Annotated in this window: 13 protein-coding genes, 1 rRNA gene and 2 pseudogenes; 7 read left to right on the top strand and 9 right to left on the bottom strand. The window is 73.8% G+C overall.

Features of this window, described 5'->3' with window-relative positions:
- Nucleotides 1-69: 69 nt before the first annotated feature.
- Complete coding sequence (locus tag ACGF7U_RS20140) at nt 70-1,332, bottom strand: hypothetical protein (RefSeq protein WP_393108697.1); 1,263 nt, start codon at nt 1,330-1,332, stop codon at nt 70-72.
- 222 nt (nt 1,333-1,554) lie between these two features.
- Between ACGF7U_RS20140 and ACGF7U_RS20135 the strand changes: the two genes are divergently transcribed.
- Together ACGF7U_RS20135 and ACGF7U_RS20130 are read left to right on the top strand one after the other, a co-directional pair.
- Entirely contained in the window at nt 1,555-3,108 is a 1,554-nt protein-coding gene (locus ACGF7U_RS20135) for an NAD(P)/FAD-dependent oxidoreductase (protein WP_393108695.1), read from the top strand.
- A 91-nt stretch (nt 3,109-3,199) separates the two neighbouring features.
- The gene (locus tag ACGF7U_RS20130) at nt 3,200-3,685 is read left to right on the top strand and encodes a GNAT family N-acetyltransferase (protein WP_393108693.1); all 486 of its coding nucleotides are present in this window, start codon (nt 3,200-3,202) and stop codon (nt 3,683-3,685) included.
- Nucleotides 3,686-3,724: 39 nt separating this feature from the next.
- Here the strand turns inward: ACGF7U_RS20130 and ACGF7U_RS20125 are convergent, their stop codons facing one another.
- A complete protein-coding gene (locus ACGF7U_RS20125; protein ID WP_393108691.1) occupies nt 3,725-4,570 on the bottom strand; it encodes a siderophore-interacting protein in 846 nt (281 codons plus the stop codon).
- Nucleotides 4,567-5,604, bottom strand: a complete 1,038-nt coding sequence (locus tag ACGF7U_RS20120; RefSeq protein ID WP_393108689.1) for an ABC transporter substrate-binding protein — start codon at nt 5,602-5,604, stop codon at nt 4,567-4,569. Before ACGF7U_RS20120 ends, ACGF7U_RS20125 begins: the two co-directional genes overlap by 4 nt.
- 67 nt (nt 5,605-5,671) lie before the next feature.
- Between ACGF7U_RS20120 and ACGF7U_RS20115 the strand changes: the two genes are divergently transcribed.
- From ACGF7U_RS20115 to ACGF7U_RS20100, 4 genes are all read left to right on the top strand, one after another.
- A complete protein-coding gene (locus tag ACGF7U_RS20115; RefSeq protein ID WP_393109199.1) occupies nt 5,672-6,772 on the top strand; it encodes a FecCD family ABC transporter permease in 1,101 nt (366 codons plus the stop codon).
- A complete protein-coding gene (locus tag ACGF7U_RS20110; RefSeq protein ID WP_393108687.1) occupies nt 6,769-7,797 on the top strand; it encodes a FecCD family ABC transporter permease in 1,029 nt (342 codons plus the stop codon). Before ACGF7U_RS20115 ends, ACGF7U_RS20110 begins: the two co-directional genes overlap by 4 nt.
- A gap of 53 nt (nt 7,798-7,850) precedes the next feature.
- Nucleotides 7,851-8,678: an ABC transporter ATP-binding protein gene (locus ACGF7U_RS20105; protein WP_393108685.1), complete on the top strand. Its 828-nt coding sequence runs from the start codon at nt 7,851-7,853 to the stop codon at nt 8,676-8,678.
- A gap of 96 nt (nt 8,679-8,774) precedes the next feature.
- On the top strand, nt 8,775-9,341 hold the full coding sequence (locus ACGF7U_RS20100) for a GNAT family N-acetyltransferase (RefSeq protein WP_393108683.1): 567 nt from the start codon (nt 8,775-8,777) through the stop codon (nt 9,339-9,341).
- Nucleotides 9,342-9,502: 161 nt separating this feature from the next.
- On the opposite strand, the gene ACGF7U_RS20095 is transcribed toward ACGF7U_RS20100, so the two are convergent.
- From ACGF7U_RS20095 to ACGF7U_RS20075, 5 genes and pseudogenes are all read right to left on the bottom strand, one after another.
- Nucleotides 9,503-13,972, bottom strand: a complete 4,470-nt coding sequence (locus ACGF7U_RS20095) for a HAMP domain-containing protein (protein WP_393109197.1) — start codon at nt 13,970-13,972, stop codon at nt 9,503-9,505.
- A 237-nt stretch (nt 13,973-14,209) separates the two neighbouring features.
- Nucleotides 14,210-14,903 (bottom strand): annotated as a pseudogene (locus ACGF7U_RS20090) (RibD family protein).
- Nucleotides 14,896-15,024: pseudogene (locus ACGF7U_RS20085) on the bottom strand (GTP cyclohydrolase); the annotation flags it as partial. The pseudogenes ACGF7U_RS20090 and ACGF7U_RS20085, both read right to left, overlap by 8 nt.
- A 57-nt stretch (nt 15,025-15,081) precedes the next feature.
- A complete protein-coding gene (locus ACGF7U_RS20080; RefSeq protein ID WP_393108681.1) occupies nt 15,082-15,924 on the bottom strand; it encodes an NmrA family transcriptional regulator in 843 nt (280 codons plus the stop codon).
- Nucleotides 15,925-16,037: 113 nt separating this feature from the next.
- Nucleotides 16,038-16,787, bottom strand: coding sequence for a DNA-formamidopyrimidine glycosylase family protein (locus ACGF7U_RS20075; protein WP_393108679.1), 750 nt, complete (start codon nt 16,785-16,787; stop codon nt 16,038-16,040).
- 53 nt (nt 16,788-16,840) lie between these two features.
- On the opposite strand from ACGF7U_RS20075, the gene ACGF7U_RS20070 reads away from it, so the two are divergent.
- Nucleotides 16,841-17,947: a spore photoproduct lyase family protein gene (locus tag ACGF7U_RS20070; RefSeq protein WP_393108677.1), complete on the top strand. Its 1,107-nt coding sequence runs from the start codon at nt 16,841-16,843 to the stop codon at nt 17,945-17,947.
- 66 nt (nt 17,948-18,013) lie between these two features.
- Here ACGF7U_RS20070 and rrf read toward each other — a convergent pair.
- Nucleotides 18,014-18,130 (bottom strand): 5S ribosomal RNA (gene rrf, locus ACGF7U_RS20065).
- Nucleotides 18,131-18,262: the final 132 nt, after the last annotated feature.

Below are 18,262 nucleotides of genomic sequence, written 5' to 3'. Positions count from 1 at the left end.
CCGCGGCGACCCGCCCGCCGAGAGCCCGCGCCGGCACCGCCGCCGAGCCTGCCGGCACCGCAGGCTCGGTCAGATGATGTAGTGGGTCCAGTAGGCGAGCCAGATGACGAACAGGGCGCCCTGGAGGAGGGCGAGGGCGGCGGTCAGCCAGGCGTCGGCGGTGGCGTGCCGGGCCCAGCGGGCCAGCACCAGGCCCACCGGGAACACCGCGAGCAGGTAGCGCAGCAGGCTCTTGTAGACCGGCGGGCCCATGGACAGCGGCACCAGAACCATGATCAGCCCGTACACGAGGTAGGGCAGCCCGAGGTGGCGGACGCCCGCGACCAGGACCACCAGCACCACCACGGCGAACCAGACCCGCAGGGCGTCGCGCGGCGGGGTGCCGGTCAGGCCGTGCCACAGCACCCCCAGCGGGTTCTGCACCGAGATGCCCCAGCCCTTCTCCTGGGCGTGCTTGTAGGCGAACCAGTCGCCGCTCTGCCACCGGCAGAACGCCATGAAGGTGAGCCAGCCGGCCGGCACCAGCACCAGCGGCCACCCGACGCGGACGTACCCCCACAGCGCGCGCGGGCCCAGCCGGTAGCCGTGCTGCCTCAGCAGCACCAGGGCCAGCGGGAGGACGACGAAGAACCCGACCGAGCGGCTGAGCGCGAGGAGGAAGCCCACGATGCCGACCAGGAGCCAGCGCCGCCGCTCGGCGTAGTGGAAGGCGGCGAGCGCGAGGCAGAGGAAGAGCGACTCGGTCAGCGCCGCCTGGAACAGGAACGCGGTCGGCAGCAGTACGAGGTAGCGGACGAACCGGCGGGCCGACGCGTCGTCGCCGAGCAGCCGTTCGCCCAGCCGGTGCGCGTAGAAGAGCATCAGCAGGAACGCGACGTTGGCGACGAGCAGCAGTGCCAGCGCGGTGTCCCCGCCCAGCAGCGGGGCCAGCGGCCGGGCCAGGAACGGGTACAGCAGCGGGAAGCCGAAGTCCCGCCACGGTTCGTCGAGGGGCACCCGGGTCAGGTGGTCGTAGAGGAACGAGTCCCACGCGAACCAGAGCTGGACAGCGCGGTGCCCGGAGATCGCGCGCTGCTGCTCGCGCATCGTCGTCTCGTCCGGCGGCGGCGCCCACGGCACGTCGTCGAACGCGCTCAACGCGAGCACCCCGACCCCGCTGAGCACGACCTTCGTGCCGACGAAGACGCCCGCCACGAACAGCCAGGGCGCCGGCACCCGGTCGGCGGCCCGTGCGGCGGCGCGCCGCAGGTCGTGGCCGCGTCCGGTGAGCCGGGCGGACAGGCCCGCGGCGCGCCCCCGCGGGTCCGCCACGGCCCGCCGCCACCTGTCCATCGCCACGTCTCCCGCCCCGGCCGCCCGAACGGTGCCACATCCCCGTTCCGGGGCGGTTGACACGTCCGCGCCACGGGCGGGGCGCAGGCCCGCCCTGCCGGCCCGCGTCCACCGCCCGGCTGGTCACCGGGCGTCCGGACGCGGACGCGGATCCGGGTGAGATCCGGCCGAGGCCGGGTAAGCGGGCCGCCTCCGGCAGGCGGAAGCAGGGAGCGGCACGGCATGGGCGAAGAGCGCGGCACGGTGGTCATCGGTGCGGGGCCGGCAGGTCTGACCGCGGCGTACGAGCTGCTCCGGCGGGGGGCTCCGGTCCGGGTCTTCGAATCCGACGACGTGGTGGGCGGGATCAGCCGCACCGTCGAGCGGGACGGGTGGCGCTTCGACATCGGCGGGCACCGGTTCTTCACCAAGGTGGCCCGGGTGGAGGAGTTCTGGCACGAGATCCTGCCCGACGAGGACTTCCTGCTGCGGCCCCGGATGAGCCGGATCTACTACCGGGGCGCGCTGTTCGACTACCCGTTGAGCGCGGCGAACGCCCTGCGCAACCTCGGGCTCCGGGAGGCGGCGCTCTGCATGGGCTCGTACGCCCGCGCCCGGCTGCGTCCGCCGAAGGACCAGTCGCACTTCGAGGGCTGGGTCTCCGCCCGGTTCGGCTGGCGGCTGTACTCGATGTTCTTCAAGACGTACACGGAGAAGGTCTGGGGCATGCCGGCCGACCGGTTGCAGGCCGACTGGGCCGCGCAGCGGATCAAGAACCTGTCGCTGGCCAAGGCGGTCCGCAACGCCGTGCTGCCCCGGCGCAACCGCAAGGACGTGACCAGCCTGATCGAGGAGTTCCAGTACCCGAAGCTCGGCCCGGGCATGATGTGGGAACGCTGCGCCGAGGAGGTCCGCCGGCGCGGCGGCCGGGTGGAGACGGGCAACTGGGTGACCGCCGTGCACCGCGACCCGGAGCACCGCCGGGCGGTCGCGGTCACCGTCAACGGCGCGGGCGGGCAGCGCACCGAGCCCGCCGAGCACGTCGTCTCCTCGATGCCGATCTCCGAGCTGGTGGCCGCGCTGCGCCCGGCCGCCCCGCCCGAGGTGCTGGCCGCCGCGGCCGACCTGCGGTACCGGGACTTCCTGACCGTCGCGTTGGTGGTGCCGGAGGAGTTCTCGTTCCCGGACAACTGGATCTACGTACACGACCCGGCCGTGAAGGTCGGCCGGATCCAGAACTTCGGCTCGTGGTCGCCGCACCTGGTCAAGGACGGCCGCACCTGCCTCGGGCTGGAGTACTTCGTCTTCGAGGACGACGAGACCTGGCGTACGCCCGACGCCGAGCTGATCGCCGCCGCGACGGCCGAGCTGGAGCGGCTCGGCCTGGTGCGGCCGGGCGTCGTCGAGGCCGGGTACGTGGTGCGGATGCCGAAGGCATACCCGGTCTACGACGAGCGCTACCAGCGCAACGTCGACGTGATCCGGGACTGGCTGGCGCGCGAGGTGCCGAACGTGCACCCGGTCGGCCGCAACGGGATGCACCGCTACAACAACCAGGACCACTCGATGCTGACGGCCATGCTGACCGCCGAGAACATCGCCTGCGGCACCCACCACGACGTCTGGTCGGTCAACGTGGAGCAGGACTACCACGAGGAGTCGAGCCACGACGGGGACGGCCACCGGGGCACCGGCCGGGACGCCCCCATCGTGCCGGCCCGGCCCACCGCCCCGGCCGGCACGACGCTGGACGGTGCCGCCCGGCCCGAGCGACCGGCGCAGGTACGCCTCGGCTGAGCCCGCCCGCCGCGGGCGGCGTAAGGTCCGGGCGGTCGCCGGGTCGGCACATGACTTGCTGCCGCACGGCGCCGCTCCTAGGATCCGCCGGATGCGGATCCGCGAGTTCGACGAACCCGACTGGGCCCAGGTGTGGCCGATCGTCCGGGAGGTGGTCCGGGCCCGGGAGACCTTCGTCTACGACCCGGAGCTGACCGCCGAGCAGGCGTACGGCATGTGGGTGGAGGCCGCGCCCGGCCTGACCGTGGTGGCGGTCGACGGCGACCGGGTGCTGGGCACCGCCAAGATGGGCACCAACCGTCCGGGGCCGGGTTCGCACGTGGCGACCGCGAGCTTCATGGTGGCCCGCGAGGCGCGCGGCCGGGGCGTGGGCACCGCGCTGTGCCGCTACGCGCTCGACTGGGCCCGCCGGCGCGGGTACGCGGGCATGCAGTTCAACGCGGTGGTCGAGTCGAACGCCTCGGCGGTCGAGCTGTACCGGCGGGAGGGCTTCGCGGTGGTCGGCACGGTGCCCGGCGCGTTCGCGCACCCCACCCTGGGGCGGGTGGGCCTGCACGTGATGTACCAGGAGTTCTGACCGGCCGCCGCCCGGTCCGGGGCGGCGGCCGGCCCGTCGTCAGGCGACGGCCGCGGCGGCGGCCTCGGCGCGCAGGTCCTCCTCGGAGGCGCCGCGCCGCCAGTAGCCGGAGAAGGTGACGTGCCGCCGGTCCAGGCCGCGCTCGGCGACGAGGTGCCGCCGGACCGCCCGCACCATCGCCGACTCGCCCGCGACCCAGGCGTACGGGGTGCCGGCCGGCAGCCGGGCGGCGCGGACCGCGTCCGCCAGCAGGGTGCTGCCGGGGGCGGTGCCGCCCCGCACGATCCAGCGCACCTCGGCCCGCGCGTCGGTGGGCAGCTCCTGGATGTCCGCCGCGTCGGGCACCTCGACGAAGGCCAGGACCCGGGCGTCGGCGGGCAACCAGGCCAGGATCCCGGCGGCGGCGGGCAGCGCGGTCTCGTCGGCGACCAGCAGCACCGAGTCGGTGCCGGCCGGCTGCCGGAAGCAGACGCTGCGGTTGTCGTGCACGGCCGGGCCGAGCAGCACCACCCGGTCCCCGGGCAGGGCGTGCCGGGCCCAGCGGGAGGCGGGACCGGTGTCGCCGTGGCTGACGAAGTCGATGTCCACCTCGGCCACCTCGGGGCGCTGCTCCCGGATGGTGTAGGAGCGCATCACCGCGCGCACCTCCGCCGGCATGGCCCGGTACGCGCCGAACCAGTCCTCCCCCGCCCGGCCCGGGAGCACCGGCTCGGGCTGGCCGGGGTGCGGCAGGAACAGGGAGACGCTCTGGTCCCGGCCGCCGCCGGCGAAGTCCGCCAGCTCCGGCCCGCCGAGGGTGACCCGGATCAGGGAGGCGCCGATCCGCCGGGCGCCGACGACCTGCGCGGCGTAGAAGCGGTACTGGAGCGCGACCGCGGTGGTCATGCGGTGACCTTCTTCGCGTTGCGGATGGCGGTGGCCAGGTTCTCCAGCAGCGGCGCGGCGCCCGCGTACGAGAAGCGGGGCACCGCGTCCCACGGGGTGATCTGGTTGGCCTTGACCGCCGGGAGCTGCTGCCAGGTCGGCTTGGCGGCCATGTCCTTGGGCTGCAGGGCGGTGTTGCGGTTGTCCAGCAGGAGCAGGTCGGCCGGGAACTTGCCCGCGTTCTCCCAGCTCAGCGCCTCGAAGTAGTCGCCGGCCTCCAGCTTGGTGGGGACGACGATGTCGACGCCCAGCTCGGCGAAGTACATCAGGTCGGTGCTGACCTTGGGGTTGGAGGCGTAGAACAGGTCGGGGCTGCCGGAGCAGGCGAGGACCTTGATGCCCGGGTTCGCCTTGACCGCCTGGCGGACCGATTCGGCGGCGGCCTCGAAGCGGGCCTTGGCGTCGGTGACCCTCTTGGCGGACAGGTCGGCGCCGAGGGACTCGGCGAGCTGCGCGTACCGCTCGATGGGCTTGGTCATCGGCACCCGGGCGGTGGTGATCGCGACGCTGGGGGCGAGCGGGAGGATCTTGTCCTTGCTCTCGTCCGGCACGTACCACAGGGCGCCCGGGTCGTACATGTGGGTGACCAGCAGCTCCGGCCGCAGGGCCGCGTACTTCTCCAGGCTGAACTCGCCCCAGACGTTGCCGAGGATCTGCACGGACTCCACGTTCAGGTCACCGGCCTGCGGATCCTTGCTGCCGTCGGCCCGCTTCGTCTCGCCGAACACCCCGACGATCTGCTTGTCGAGCCCGAAGTCGACCAGCGCGGCGGCGACCCCGGTGAAGGCGACCACCCGGGTCGGGCGGTTCGCGGCGCTCACCTTCTCGTTGCGGTCGTCGGTGAACGACCAGGGCCCGCCGGAGTTCTGGGCGGCTGGGGTGGCGGAGTCGTCGTCCCGGCCGCAGCCGGCGAGCAGGGCGGCCAGGGTGGCGGCGCCACCGGCGGCGAGCAGGCCCCGGCGGGAGAGTCGGCGGGCGGACACGGGATGCGGCATGACGGTGTCTTTCGATCAGGGTCGGGCGAATGACCATGGACAGCGGGGTTAGGTTAACCTAACCTAAATCGCTGTCAAGCCCAGCCCGGAATTCCGCACCACATCGGAGCCCACACTGTCCGCCACCCTCTCCTCACGCGTCGGCGCGCCGCCGGCGCCGCCCGTCGCGCGCCGGCCCGGCCGCGCCGTGCTGCGGGCCGCCGGCCTCGCGGCGTCGGTGCTGCTCCTCGTCGCCGTGGCGCTGCTCAGCATCGCCGTGGGCGCCAAGCAGCTCCCGCTCGCCGACGTGTGGCAGGGCCTGCTGCACCGCGACGCCGCCGAGTACGCCGTCGTGCACCGGATGCGGCTGCCCCGTACGCTGCTGGGCCTGCTCGCCGGCGCGGCGCTCGGCGTGGCCGGCGCGGTGATGCAGGCGCTGACCCGCAACCCGCTGGCCGACCCCGGGCTGCTCGGCATCAACGCCGGCGCCTCGGCGGCGGTGGCGACCGGGGCGGTCCTGTTCGGCATCGGCGGCGTCGGCGGCCAGGTCTGGTTCGCGCTGCTCGGCGCGGCCGTCGTGACCGCCGCGGTCTACGTCGTCGGCGGCGGGCGCGGGGCCACCCCCGCCCGGCTGGCGCTGGCCGGCGCGGCGCTCAACGCCACCCTCTACTCGTACGTCAGCGCGGTGATGCTGCTCGACACGGCGTCGCTGGAGCGGCTGCGGTTCTGGACGGTCGGGTCGCTGGCCAGCGCCGAGCCCGCCACCGTGCGCACGGTCGCGCCGTTCATCGCGGCGGGCCTGCTGGTCGCGCTGGCCGCCACCCGGGCGCTCAACGCGCTGGCGCTCGGCGACGACGCGGCGCGCGCGCTCGGCGCCCGGCCCGCCGTCGTCCGGGCCACGGTGATCGTGGCGATCACGCTGCTCTGCGGCGCCGCCACGGCCGCCTGCGGGCCGATCGTCTTCGTCGGCCTGCTCGTGCCGCACCTGGTCCGCGCGCTCACCGGGCCGGACCTGCGCTGGCTGCTGCCGTACTGCGCGGTGCTCGCCCCGGTGCTGCTGCTCGGCGCCGACGTGCTGGGCCGGGTGCTGAGCCGACCGGGCGAACTCCAGGTCGGGATGGTGACCGCCGTGGCGGGCGGGCCGCTCTTCCTCTGGCTGGTGCTGCGCGGGCGGGTGGCCCACCCGTGATCACGATCCGCACCCCCGGCGGCCTGTCCCTGCGGCTGCGCCCCCGCGCCATCGCCGTCGGCCTCACCTGCGTGGCGCTCGCCCTGGCGTTGAGCGTGCTCGCCATCGGCAGCGGCGACTATCCGATGAGTCCCGCCGACGTGCTGCGCGCCCTCGTCGGCCGGGGCAGCCCGGCCGAGGAGTTCATCGTCACCGAGCTGCGCCTGCCCCGGCTGGTGACCGCGCTCTGCGTCGGCGCCGCGCTCGCCCTGGCCGGCGCGGTCTTCCAGTCGCTGGTCCGCAACCCGCTGGGCAGCCCCGACATGCTCGGCTTCACCCAGGGCGCGTCGACCGGCGCGCTGATCGTGGTGGTGCTCGGCGGCAGCAGCATGCTGCTGGCCTCGGCGGCGGTGATCGGCGGCCTCGTCACCGGCGTGCTGGTGTACGCGCTGGCCTGGCGGCGCGGCGTGCACGGGTTCCGGCTGATCCTGGTCGGCATCGGCACCATGGCGATCCTCACCGGGGTCAACGGCTGGCTGCTGACCCGGGCCCAGCTGATGGACGCCGCCCGCGCCGTGCTCTGGCTCACCGGCAGCCTGGACGGGCGGGGCTGGGTGAACGTGGTCCCCCTGCTGAGCGCGCTGGCGGTGCTGGTGCCGGTGGTGCTGATCGGCTTCGGGCCGGCCCTGCGCCTGGTCGAGATGGGCGACGACACCGCCTCCGCCCTCGGCGTACGCGTGGAGCGGGTGCGCCTGGTCGTGCTGGCGGCGGCGGTGCTGCTGGTCTCGCTCGCGGCGGCCGCCGCCGGGCCGGTGAACTTCGTGGCGCTCACCGCGCCGCACCTGGCGCGGCGGCTGACCCGGGCGCCGGGGCCGAACCTGCTGCCCTCGGCGGCCGTCGGGGCGGTGCTGCTGGTCGGCGCGGACCAGCTCGCGCTGCGGGCCTTCCCCGGGCACCAACTGCCGGTGGGCGTGGTGACCGGGGTGCTGGGCGGCGCCTACCTGATCTGGCTGCTCGCCACCGAACGCCGGGCCGGCCGGCTGTGACCGGCAACGGCCCGCGTGGGCGGGCGCACCACGACGAGAACGGAGCACCGAGCATGCAGTCCCGGCTGAGCGGCAGCGCGATGACCCTCGCCTACGAGCGGCGGACCATCGCCGAGGACCTGAGCGTCGCGGTGCCCGACCGGTCCTTCACGGTGATCATCGGCCCGAACGCCTGCGGCAAGTCCACCCTGCTGCGCGCCCTGTCGCGGCTGCTGAAGCCCGCCGCCGGGGCGGTGCTGCTGGACGGCGAGGACATCCACCGGCTGCCGGCCCGCGGCGTCGCGCGCACCCTCGGCCTGCTGCCGCAGACGTCCATCGCCCCGGACGGCATCGGCGTCGCCGAGCTCGTCGCCCGCGGCCGGTACCCGCACCAGGGGCTGCTGCGGCAGTGGTCGCGCGAGGACGAGCGGGTGGTCACCGAGTCGATGGCGGCCACCGGGGTCGCGGACCTGGCCGACCGGCCCGTCGACGAGCTCTCCGGCGGGCAGCGGCAGCGGGTGTGGATCGCGATGGCGCTGGCCCAGCAGACGCCCCTGCTGCTGCTGGACGAGCCGACCACCTACCTGGACATCGCCCACCAGATCGAGATCCTCGACCTCTGCGCCCGGCTGCACGAGGAGCAGGGCCGGACGCTGGTGGCGGTGCTGCACGACCTCAACCACGCCGCCCGCTACGCCACGCACCTGATCGCGATGCGCGAGGGTCGGGTGGTCGCCGCCGGCCCGCCCCGGGAGGTGGTCACCGCGGAGCTGGTCGAGGAGGTCTTCCGGCTGCCCTGCCGGGTCATCGACGACCCCGAGACCGGCACTCCCCTGGTCGTGCCCGCCGCCCGCCGCCGTGCCGGCGCGAGCGCCCCGACGGTCGCGGCCGCCGGCGGCTGACGGTCGTGGGCACCGCCGGGGACCGTCGGCCGCCGGCGCCACGCCGCGAGCCACCCTGCGTGCGCATCGACCGGAATCACCGTACGGTGGCACACGATGCGTGATGTCGTCAGCACCTACCGGCAGGACGTCGACGGCTTCGGCCTGGTGACGATCCGCCCTCTCGACCCGGACACCGACATCGACCTGATCCACGGCTGGGTCGGCGAGGAACGGGCCCGGTTCTGGGGGATGCGCGACGCCGGCCGCGAGCGGGTCGAGGAGATCTACCGCTACCTGGACTCGCTGCCCACCCACCACGCCTGGCTGACGCACCGCGACGGCGTGCCGGTCGCGCTGTTCCAGACGTACGAGCCGGCGGCGGACCCGGTCGGCGAGTGCTACGAGGTCCAGCCCGGCGACCACGGCGCCCACCTGCTGATCGGCCCGCCGACCCGGCCCGAGCGGGGCTTCACCGGAGCCCTGCTGGAGGTGTTCCTCGGCTTCGTCTTCGCCGACCCGCGACGCCGGCGCGTCGTGATGGAGCCGGACGCGCGCAACGAGAAGGCGGTGGACCGCCTGCTGCGCACCGGCTTCGTCGCCGGTCCGCTGATCGACCTGAACGGCAAGCGGGCCCGGCTGATGTTCCTCGACCGGGAGACCTTCGAGGCCCGCCGGCGCTGACGGCGGGCCGGACCCCGACCCGGCCCGCCCGGGGTTCCGGCGACCCGACCCGGCCCGGGGTTCCGGGCGGCGGGACCACGGCCGGCCGCCGGGTCGCGGCACCCACCGGCCGGCCGCCGGGTCGCGGCACCCACCGGCCGGCCGCCGGGCGGCGGAACGGGTCAGCCGTTGAGCCACCGGTGGATGCACTGGAGCAGGTCGGCGGCGTCCACCGGCTTGGTGACGTAGTCGCTGGCGCCGGAGGAGATGCTCTTCTCCCGGTCGCCGTGCATCGCCTTCGCCGTCACCGCGATGATCGGCAGGTCCGCGTAGCGGGGCATGGCGCGGATCGCGGCGGTGGCCGCGTAGCCGTCCATCTCCGGCATCATCACGTCCATCAGCACGAGGTCGATGTCGTCGTGCCGCATCAGCGTCTCGATGCCCTGCCGCCCGTTCTCGGCGTACACGACGTCGAGCCCGTGCAGCTCCAGGATGTTGGTGAGCGCGAAGACGTTGCGCGCGTCGTCGTCCACCACCAGCACCTTGCGGCCGGTCAGGTCGCTCGGCAGCGCGTCGGCGGCCGGCCGGACGTCGGGCAGCACCGGCGCGAACGGCAGCACCCGCTCGGGGGTCACCGCCGTCAGGTGCAGGGCGATCCGCTCGCGCAGGTCGTCCAGGCTGCGCAGGACCTCCAGCGGCCGCTCGTGGGCCAGCGCCTGGAGCAGGGCCTGCTGGCCGGCCGCCAGCGGGTGCCCGTGGTACGCCAGCACGGGCACCCCGCGCAGCGCCGGGTCGTCGTGCAGCGCCTTGAGCAGCGTCGTCCCGCCGTCGTCGGGCAGGTCGAGCTGGAGCACCAGGACGTGGTGCCGCCCGCCGGCGAGCGTCTCCAGCGCCGAGGCCACGTCCACCGCCGTGGAGACCTCCACCGGCGGGTGCGCGTCGCCGAGGTCCGCCGCCACCCCCTGGGCGAGCAGCGTCAGCAGCCCCTTGTCGTGGCGCTCCAGCACCAGCATCCGGCGGGGCTCGCCCGGCTGGAGGGCGACGGCCGGCGGCAGCGCGGCCGGGGGCGACCACGGCGACGCGCCGCCGTCCGTGACGGCCTCCGCGCCCGCCGGCGTCGGCACCGCGCCGACCGGCAGGTAGAGGGTGAACGTGCTGCCCTGGCCGAGCACGCTGTGCGCCTTTATCCGGCCGCCGAGCAGGTGGGCGATCTCCCGGCTGATGGAGAGCCCGAGGCCGGTGCCCCCGTACCGCCGGCTGGTGGTGCCGTCGGCCTGCTGGAAGGCGTCGAAGATCGCGGTCAGGTGCTGCTCGGCGATGCCGATGCCGGTGTCGATCACCCGGAACGCGAGGACGGCGTCCGTCTGGGCGAAGCCGTCGGGCAGCTCGCTCGGCGCGGCCCGCTCGATGCGCAGCTGCACCCGCCCCCGCTCGGTGAACTTCACCGCGTTGGAGACCAGGTTGCGCAGCACCTGCCGCAGCCGCTGCTCGTCGGTGTGCAGCTCGGTCGGCACGCCCGGCCCGGTGGTGATCTCCAGCTCCAGGCCGCGGGGGGTGGTCAGCGGCCGGAACGTCGCGTCGACGTAGTCGCGCAGCGCGGCCAGCTCGAAGGTCTCCGGGTTGATGTCCATCTTCCCGGCCTCCACCTTGGACAGGTCGAGGATGTCGTTGATGAGCTGGAGCAGGTCCGTGCCGGCCGAGTGGATGACGGTGGCGTACTCGACCTGCTTGGCGGTCAGGTTGCGGTTCGGGTTCTGCGCCAGCAGCTGGGCGAGGATGAGCAGCGAGTTCAGCGGCGTACGCAGCTCGTGGCTCATGTTGGCGAGGAACTCCGACTTGTACTTCGAGGCGAGCGCGAGCTGCTGGGCCCGGGTCTCCAGCTCCTGGCGGGCCTGCTCGATCTCGGAGTTCTTCGTCTCGATGTCGTGGTTCTGCCGCGCCAGCAGGGCCGCCTTGTCCTCCAGCTCGGCGTTGGAGCGCTGGAGCTCCTCCGAGCGGGCCTGCAACTCCTCCGAGCGGGCCTGGAGCTCGGCGGCGAGGCGCTGCGACTCGGTGAGCAGCACGTCGGTACGGGCGTTGGCGACGATGGTGTTGACGTTGACGCCCAGGGTCTCGGTCAGCTGGTCGAGGAAGTCGCGCTGCACCTCGGTGAAGCGGCTCATGCTGGCCAGCTCGATCACGCCGAGCACCTGGTCCTCGAAGAGGATCGGCAGCACCACCAGGTGCAGCGGGGCGGCGGCGCCGAGGCTGGAGGAGACGGTGACGTAGTCGGCCGGCACGGCTTCCACCACGATCGCCCGCTTGCTCACCGCGGCCTGCCCGACGAGGGAGTCGCCGAGGGCGTACCGGCGGCCGCTGGCGTCGTGCCCGTATCCGCCGATCACCCGCAGGCCGGTCCCGCCGGCGCTCTCGTCCACCAGCAGGAACGTGCCGAGCTGGGCGGAGACGAGCGGGGCCAGCTCGTTCATCACCAGGCCGGCGACCACCTCCAGGTCGCGGTGGCCCTGCATGAGGCCGGCGATGCGGGCCAGGTTGGTCTTGAGCCAGTCCTGTTCCTGGTTGGTCCGGGTGGTCTCGCGCAGCGACTCCACCATCGAGTTGATGTTGTCCTTCAGCTCGCCGACCTCGCCCGGGGCGTCCACGGTGATGGAGCGGGTCAGGTCGCCGGTGGCGACCGCGCTGGTCACCTCGGCGATGGCGCGGACCTGGCGGGTGAGGTTCCCGGCCAGCTCGTTGACGTTCTCGGTGAGCCGCTTCCAGGTGCCGGAGACCCCCTCGACCTCGGCCTGCCCGCCGAGGCGACCCTCGCTGCCGACCTCCCGGGCCACCCGGGTCACCTCCGCCGCGAACGAGGAGAGCTGGTCCACCATCGTGTTGATCGTGGTCTTCAGCTCCAGGATCTCGCCGCGCGCGTCGACGTCGATCTTCTTGGTCAGGTCGCCCTGCGCCACCGCCGTGGTGACCTGGGCGATGTTGCGCACCTGGCCGGTGAGGTTGTTCGCCATCGAGTTGACGTTGTCGGTGAGGTCCTTCCAGGTGCCGGCCACGTTCGGCACCCGCGCCTGGCCGCCGAGCCGGCCCTCGGTGCCCACCTCACGGGCCACCCGGGTCACCTCGTCGGCGAACGCGCCCAGCGTGCCGACCATCGTGTTGATGGTCTGGGCCAGCACCGCCACCTCGCCCTTGGCCTCCACGGTGATCTGCCGGCTCAGGTCGCCCTGGGCCACCGCGGTGGCGACCAGCGCGATCGAGCGCACCTGGTTGGTGAGGTTGTTGGCCATCTCGTTGACGTTGTCGGTCAGGTCCTTCCAGGTGCCGCCGACGTTGGACACCCGCGCCTGGCCGCCGAGCCGGCCCTCGGTGCCCACCTCACGGGCCACCCGGGTCACCTCGTCGGCGAACGCGGAGAGCTGGTCGACCATCGTGTTGATGGTCTCCTTCAGCGCCAGGATCTCGCCGCGCGCGTCGACCCGGATCTTCTGGGTCAGGTCGCCCTTGGCCACCGCCGTGGTCACCTCGGCGATGCTGCGCACCTGCGCGGTGAGGTTGTCCGCCATGACGTTGACCGACTCGGTGAGGTCCTTCCAGGTGCCCGAGACGCCCTTGACGTCGGCCTGGCCACCGAGGCGGCCCTCGGTGCCCACCTCCCGGGCCACCCGGGTCACCTCGTCGGCGAACGACGACAACTGGTCCACCATCGTGTTGATGGTGTTCTTCAGCTCCAGGATCTCGCCGTGCGCGGTGACCGTGATCTTCTGCGACAGGTCGCCCCGCGCCACCGCCGTGGCCACCTGCGCGATGCTGCGCACCTGGTCGGTGAGGTTGACCGCCATCGAGTTCACCGAGTCGGTGAGGTCGCGCCAGGTGCCGGCGACGCCGCTGACCTGGGCCTGACCGCCGAGGCGCCCGTCGGTGCCGACCTCCCGGGCCACTCGCGTCACCTCGTCGGCGAACGACGACAACTGGTCCACCATCGTGTTGATGGTGCTCTTGAGCTCCAGGATCTCGCCCCGGGCGTCGACGGTGATCTTCTGCGACAGGTCGCCCCGCGCCACCGCCGTGGTGACCTGGGCGATGTTGCGCACCTGGCTGGTCAGGTTGCCGGCCATGAAGTTCACCGAGTCGGTGAGGTCGCGCCAGGTGCCCGCCACCCCGGGCACCTCGGCCTGCCCGCCGAGGCGCCCCTCGCTGCCCACCTCCCGGGCCACCCGCGTCACCTCGTCGGCGAACGACGACAACTGGTCCACCATCGTGTTGATGGTGATCTTCAACTCCAGGATCTCGCCGCGCACGTCGACGGTGATCTTCTGCGACAGGTCGCCCCGCGCCACCGCCGTGGCCACCTCGGCGATGTCGCGGACCTGGTCGGTGAGGTTGCCGGCCATGGCGTTGACCGAGTCGGTGAGGTCCTTCCAGGTGCCCGACACCCCGGGCACCTCGGCCTGCCCGCCGAGCTGCCCCTCGGTGCCCACCTCGCGGGCCACCCGGGTCACCTCGGAGGTGAACAGCGACAGCTGGTCCACCATCCCGTTGAAGACGGTGGCGATCTCCCCCAGCAGGCCGTCGGCGTCCTCCGGCAGGCGGGTGCCGAAGTCGCCGTCGCGCACCGCGGTCAGCCCGGCCAGCAACTGCCGCAGCCCGGGGTCGGCCATCGCCGCGGCGCCGCCGCCGGTTGCCTGGGCACGCCCCGCCGTCGTCCTGTCGACCACCACAAACCACCCCGCGCAGCAGCCGGGGGGACCGCCCGCCGGCACGACATCAACCGCGCAAGTATGCACAGTCCGGCCGGCCGATGCTCGGGCAGCGCCCGCCGCCGTGGCTCCGCCCGCACCGCGCCGCGACGGCGCCGCGGCGGGCGGGTGGGCGGGGGCGCTCGGGGTCGTGCCCGCTCAGCCCGCATCGCAGCGTTCCGACAGCGCGTAGCGGAGCAGCACGACGTCGCCGAGCTGGCGGGTCTCCGCCATCCGCGCCCGGCGGCCAGGGTGCCACGGGAAGCGCCCCTCGCCGCCGAACCGGGGCGCCCGCCGGTCGCCGACGAAGAACGGGGCCACCACCAGGTGCAGCTCGTCGGCGAGGCCGGCGGTGAGGAACTGCCCAAGCACGCTCGCCCCGCCCTCCACCATCAGCCGGTCCACCCCCCCGGGCGGCGAGGTCGGCCAACGCCCGCGCCGGCTCCACCGGATCGCCCGCGTCCACCACCGTGGCGCGGCCCGCGAGGCGCTCCCCGGTCTTCTCCACGGCCGGGGTCGCGCAGTAGACGATCCGGTCGGTGTCGCCGGCGGTGAAGAAGCGGGCAGCCGGGTCCAAGTCCCCGCAGCCGGTCACGGTGACCCTGGTCGGCGAGGCGGGCAGGCCACGCGCGAGACGGGCGGCGCGTCGCCGCGGGGAGCGGACCAGCAGGCGCGGGTCGTCGCGGCGGACCGTGCCCGCACCCACCAGGATCGCGTCGCATCCGGCGCGGACCTCGTCGACCCGGTCCAGGTCGGCCTCGTTGGACAGCAGCAGCCGCTGTCCGCTGGTGTCGTCGAGGTAGCCGTCCAGCGACGTCGCGCAGCTGAGCAGGACGTACGGGCGCTCAGTCACGGACGAGCGAAAGGTCGAGGGCGTGGTCGCCGCGGCCGGCCTTCGCCACCAGGTAGCCGGCGTTCGCCGGCGACAGGTACACCCCGGTGGCGACCCGTGCGGTGACCGCCACCCCGAGCCGGCCGCCCGGCGACGACCGGGACCGACACGCTGTCCCGCTGAGCCGCCGGAAGGGACGTCAGGCGGTCCAGACGCCCGTCGCGGCCGCGGCACGGGCGTAGTCGGCGAAGTCCGCGGGCGCGCGCCCGAGCGCCCGCGCGACGCCGTCCGTCAGGCTCTGGTTGCGCCCGTCCAGCACCTCCGTGAACAGGTACGTCAGCAGCGACACCACGTCGGCGGGGACGCCGGCCCCGCGCAGCGCGTCGACGTACTCCGCCAGGGCGACGGGGACCAACGAGACCGGGCGGCCGGTCGCCGCGGCGATCTCGGCCACCGCCTCGGCGAACGTCAGCAGCCGGGGGCCGGTCACCTCGTACACCTCACCGGCGTGCCCGTCCGCCAACAGCGCCGCCACGGCGACGTCGGCGATGTCGTCGGCGTCGACGAAGGGCTCCCGCACGTCGCCGACCGGCAGGTACAACGTCCCCTCCCGGATCCCGTCGGCGAAGGGGCCCTCGCTGAAGTTCTGGTGGAACCAGCTCGCCCGCACCACGGTCCAGCGGCCGCCGACGCCGTCCACGACGTTGGCGACCGCCTTCTCGGCCTGGTGCGCCTCCGGCTCGCCCCGCCCGGAGAGCAGGACCACCCGGCGCACGCCGCTGGCCACGGCCAGCCGCGTGAACGACTCCACGGTCTCGACGGCGCCCGGCACGGCCAGGTCCGGCTGGTACGACACGTAGACCGCGCCGACCCCGGCGAGGGCTTCGGGCCAGGTGGCCCGGTCCGCCCAGTCGAACGCGGGCGCGGCGGACCGGGAACCGAGCCGGACGGGCACGCCGCGGGCGGCGAGGCGGTCGGCGACGCGGCGGCCGGTCCGGCCGGTGCCGCCGAGAACGAGGACGGTGTCGTTGGTGTTTGTCATGCCTCCATCCAACGGCGACCCGACGGCGGGGGCCATCCTCGTCGGGCGCGGGCGCATACGCGCGCGTCTCGCTCATCCGGGGGCGGAACAGCGCCGGCCGTCCGCCGGGCGGATCAGGCCGCCGGCTGGTCGACGGGGCACGCGTAGGCGGTGCGGCCGCCCAGCTCCCACGTCCGCACCGGGGCGCCGCAGCGGCGGCAGGTGGTCCGCTTGTAGACCCACCGCTCGTCGGGGGCCGCCGGGTCGCTGACCACCTGGCCGGCGTCCCGGCCGAGCGCCAGGTGCCGGACGGCCAGGTCCCACAGCCGGTGGGCGGCCGCCGGCGCGACGCTCCGGGCGGCCGGGTCGAGGCCGGCGAGGAAGAGCAGTTCCGCCCGCCAGGCGTTGCCGATCCCCGCCCACACCGCCTGGTCGAGCAGCGCCGCGCCGACCGCCGTGCGGGCGACGGTCAGCCGCCGCACGGCCTCGTCGCCGTCGGCGTCGGCCCGCAGCGGGTCCGGGCCGAGCGAGGCCCGCAGCGCGCGTTCGCCGTCGGCCGGCAGCGGCTCGCAGCGGGTCGGGGCGATCAGGTCGTACGCGACGGAGGCGCCGGCCAGGCGCAGCCGCACGCCCTTGCGCGGCGGGACGCCCGGGTCGTCGTGGCGCAGGAACAGTCCCCTCATCCCGAGGTGGACGTGCAGGCCCGGGGCGCCGTCGACGTGGTAGAGCAGGTGCTTGCCGTACGCCTCCACGGCGTGCAGCCGCCGGCCGTCGTACGGTCGGGTGTCGAGGCGGCCCTGCGGGCTGGACGCGGCGATGACCTGGCCGGCGAGCGCGGCGTGCTGCTCGTGCGCGTACCGGTGGATGAGGTGGCCCTCGGGCATACGGCCGGGTACCCGAGGGCCCTGCCGGGAAACGGCGCCCGCGGGCGGGAACAATGCCGATCGGTCCGCAGTTGTCCTATTTCGTGACCGACGCTGCGCCGCACCGGCGGCTGTTCGACATCCGGCGGATCTACGTGGAGCCGGAGGCCGCCGCGCTGCCCCGGGGGCAGGTCGTGCTGGCCCGCTTCCCCGACGCGGAGCGCGTGGAGGTCGCCAGCCACTCCCGCATCCCGGAGCTGTACGGGGACGAGACGAACGTGGCCCGGTGGGTGCGGATCAAGACCGAGGCGCTCGTGCTGGGGGTCAAGAAGTCCCTCACCGCCCGCCCGAACGGCCGCTCGGCCGACTTCATCGCCCCGTCCACGGCGAACGGCTGCGCGATGGCCTGCGCCTACTGCTACGTGCCGCGCCGCAAGGGCTACAGCAACCCGGTGACGGTCTTCGCCAACATCGACCGGATCACCGGCTACCTCGGCCGCCACGTGGGCCGCCAGGGCGTCAAGCCCGAGCCGAACCAGTGCGATCCCACCGCCTGGGTGTACGACATCGGCGAGAACTCCGACTGTTCGCTGGACGCCAGGATCTCCGACAACGTCCGGGACCTGGTCACGCTCTTCCGGGACCTGCCGACGGCGAAGGCCACCTTCGCCACCAAGCACGTCAACCGGGAGCTGCTCGACTGGGACCCACGGGGCCGCACCCGCGTCCGGTTCTCGCTGATGCCGGCGCGGGACGCGAAGCTGCTCGACATCCGGACCTCCCCGATCGCGGACCGGATGGCCGCCATCGACGACTTCGTCGCGGCCGGCTACGAGGTACACGTCAACTTCAGTCCGGTGGTGGTCCGCGACGGCTGGCTCGACGACTGGGCGGAGCTGCTCGACCAGCTCGACGACGCGCTCGGCCCGCGCGCAAAGGCGCAACTCGCCGCCGAGGTCATCTTCCTGACCCACAACGACCGGCTGCACGAGGTCAACCTGGGCTGGCACCCGAGGGCCGAGGAGGTGCTCTGGCGGCCGGACCTCCAGCAGCCCAAGCGGTCGCAGACCGGCGGTTGGAACGTGCGATACCGCACCGGCCGCAAGGGTGGGTACGTGACCGCGCTGACGGACCTCATCGCTGCGAAGCTGCCGTACTGCCGCATCCGGTACGCGTTCTGATCGGGCGGGGTACGGGAATGCGTTAAGGGCCACCCCCCTTTTGGGGGTGGCCCTTAACGAAAGAATGTCCGGCGGTGTCCTACTCTCCCACACCCTCCCGAGTGCAGTACCATCGGCGCTGGAGGGCTTAGCTTCCGGGTTCGGAATGTAACCGGGCGTTTCCCCTCCGCCATGACCGCCGTAACTCTATCAACATATCAAACAACACCACACCACACTCGGGGTTGTTGTTCGTTTGTCAAGAGTTGCACAGTGGACGCGTAGCAGCTTAGTAGTCAAGTCCTCGGCCTATTAGTACCGGTCAACTGAACCCGT

The sequence above is a fragment of the Micromonospora sp. NPDC047670 genome (assembly GCF_043204915.1).
GTDB lineage: Bacteria > Actinomycetota > Actinomycetes > Mycobacteriales > Micromonosporaceae > Micromonospora.
Note: the sequence above shows the minus strand (reverse complement) of the source record. Positions and strands in the feature narration are given on the sequence as shown.

What these genes read in the sequence shown, in the direction of transcription:
- ACGF7U_RS20120 (WP_393108689.1), bottom strand. Translation starts at nt 5,604, where the DNA reads ATGCCGCATCCCGTGTCCGCCCGCCGACTCTCCCGCCGGGGCCTGCTC.
- ACGF7U_RS20130 (WP_393108693.1), top strand. Translation starts at nt 3,200, where the DNA reads ATGCGGATCCGCGAGTTCGACGAACCCGACTGGGCCCAGGTGTGGCCG.
- ACGF7U_RS20100 (WP_393108683.1), top strand. Translation starts at nt 8,775, where the DNA reads ATGCGTGATGTCGTCAGCACCTACCGGCAGGACGTCGACGGCTTCGGC.
- ACGF7U_RS20135 (WP_393108695.1), top strand. Translation starts at nt 1,555, where the DNA reads ATGGGCGAAGAGCGCGGCACGGTGGTCATCGGTGCGGGGCCGGCAGGT.
- ACGF7U_RS20125 (WP_393108691.1), bottom strand. Translation starts at nt 4,570, where the DNA reads ATGACCACCGCGGTCGCGCTCCAGTACCGCTTCTACGCCGCGCAGGTC.
- ACGF7U_RS20095 (WP_393109197.1), bottom strand. Translation starts at nt 13,972, where the DNA reads ATGGCCGACCCCGGGCTGCGGCAGTTGCTGGCCGGGCTGACCGCGGTG.
- ACGF7U_RS20075 (WP_393108679.1), bottom strand. Translation starts at nt 16,787, where the DNA reads ATGCCCGAGGGCCACCTCATCCACCGGTACGCGCACGAGCAGCACGCC.
- ACGF7U_RS20105 (WP_393108685.1), top strand. Translation starts at nt 7,851, where the DNA reads ATGCAGTCCCGGCTGAGCGGCAGCGCGATGACCCTCGCCTACGAGCGG.
- ACGF7U_RS20070 (WP_393108677.1), top strand. Translation starts at nt 16,841, where the DNA reads ATGCCGATCGGTCCGCAGTTGTCCTATTTCGTGACCGACGCTGCGCCG.
- ACGF7U_RS20140 (WP_393108697.1), bottom strand. Translation starts at nt 1,332, where the DNA reads ATGGACAGGTGGCGGCGGGCCGTGGCGGACCCGCGGGGGCGCGCCGCG.
- ACGF7U_RS20080 (WP_393108681.1), bottom strand. Translation starts at nt 15,924, where the DNA reads ATGACAAACACCAACGACACCGTCCTCGTTCTCGGCGGCACCGGCCGG.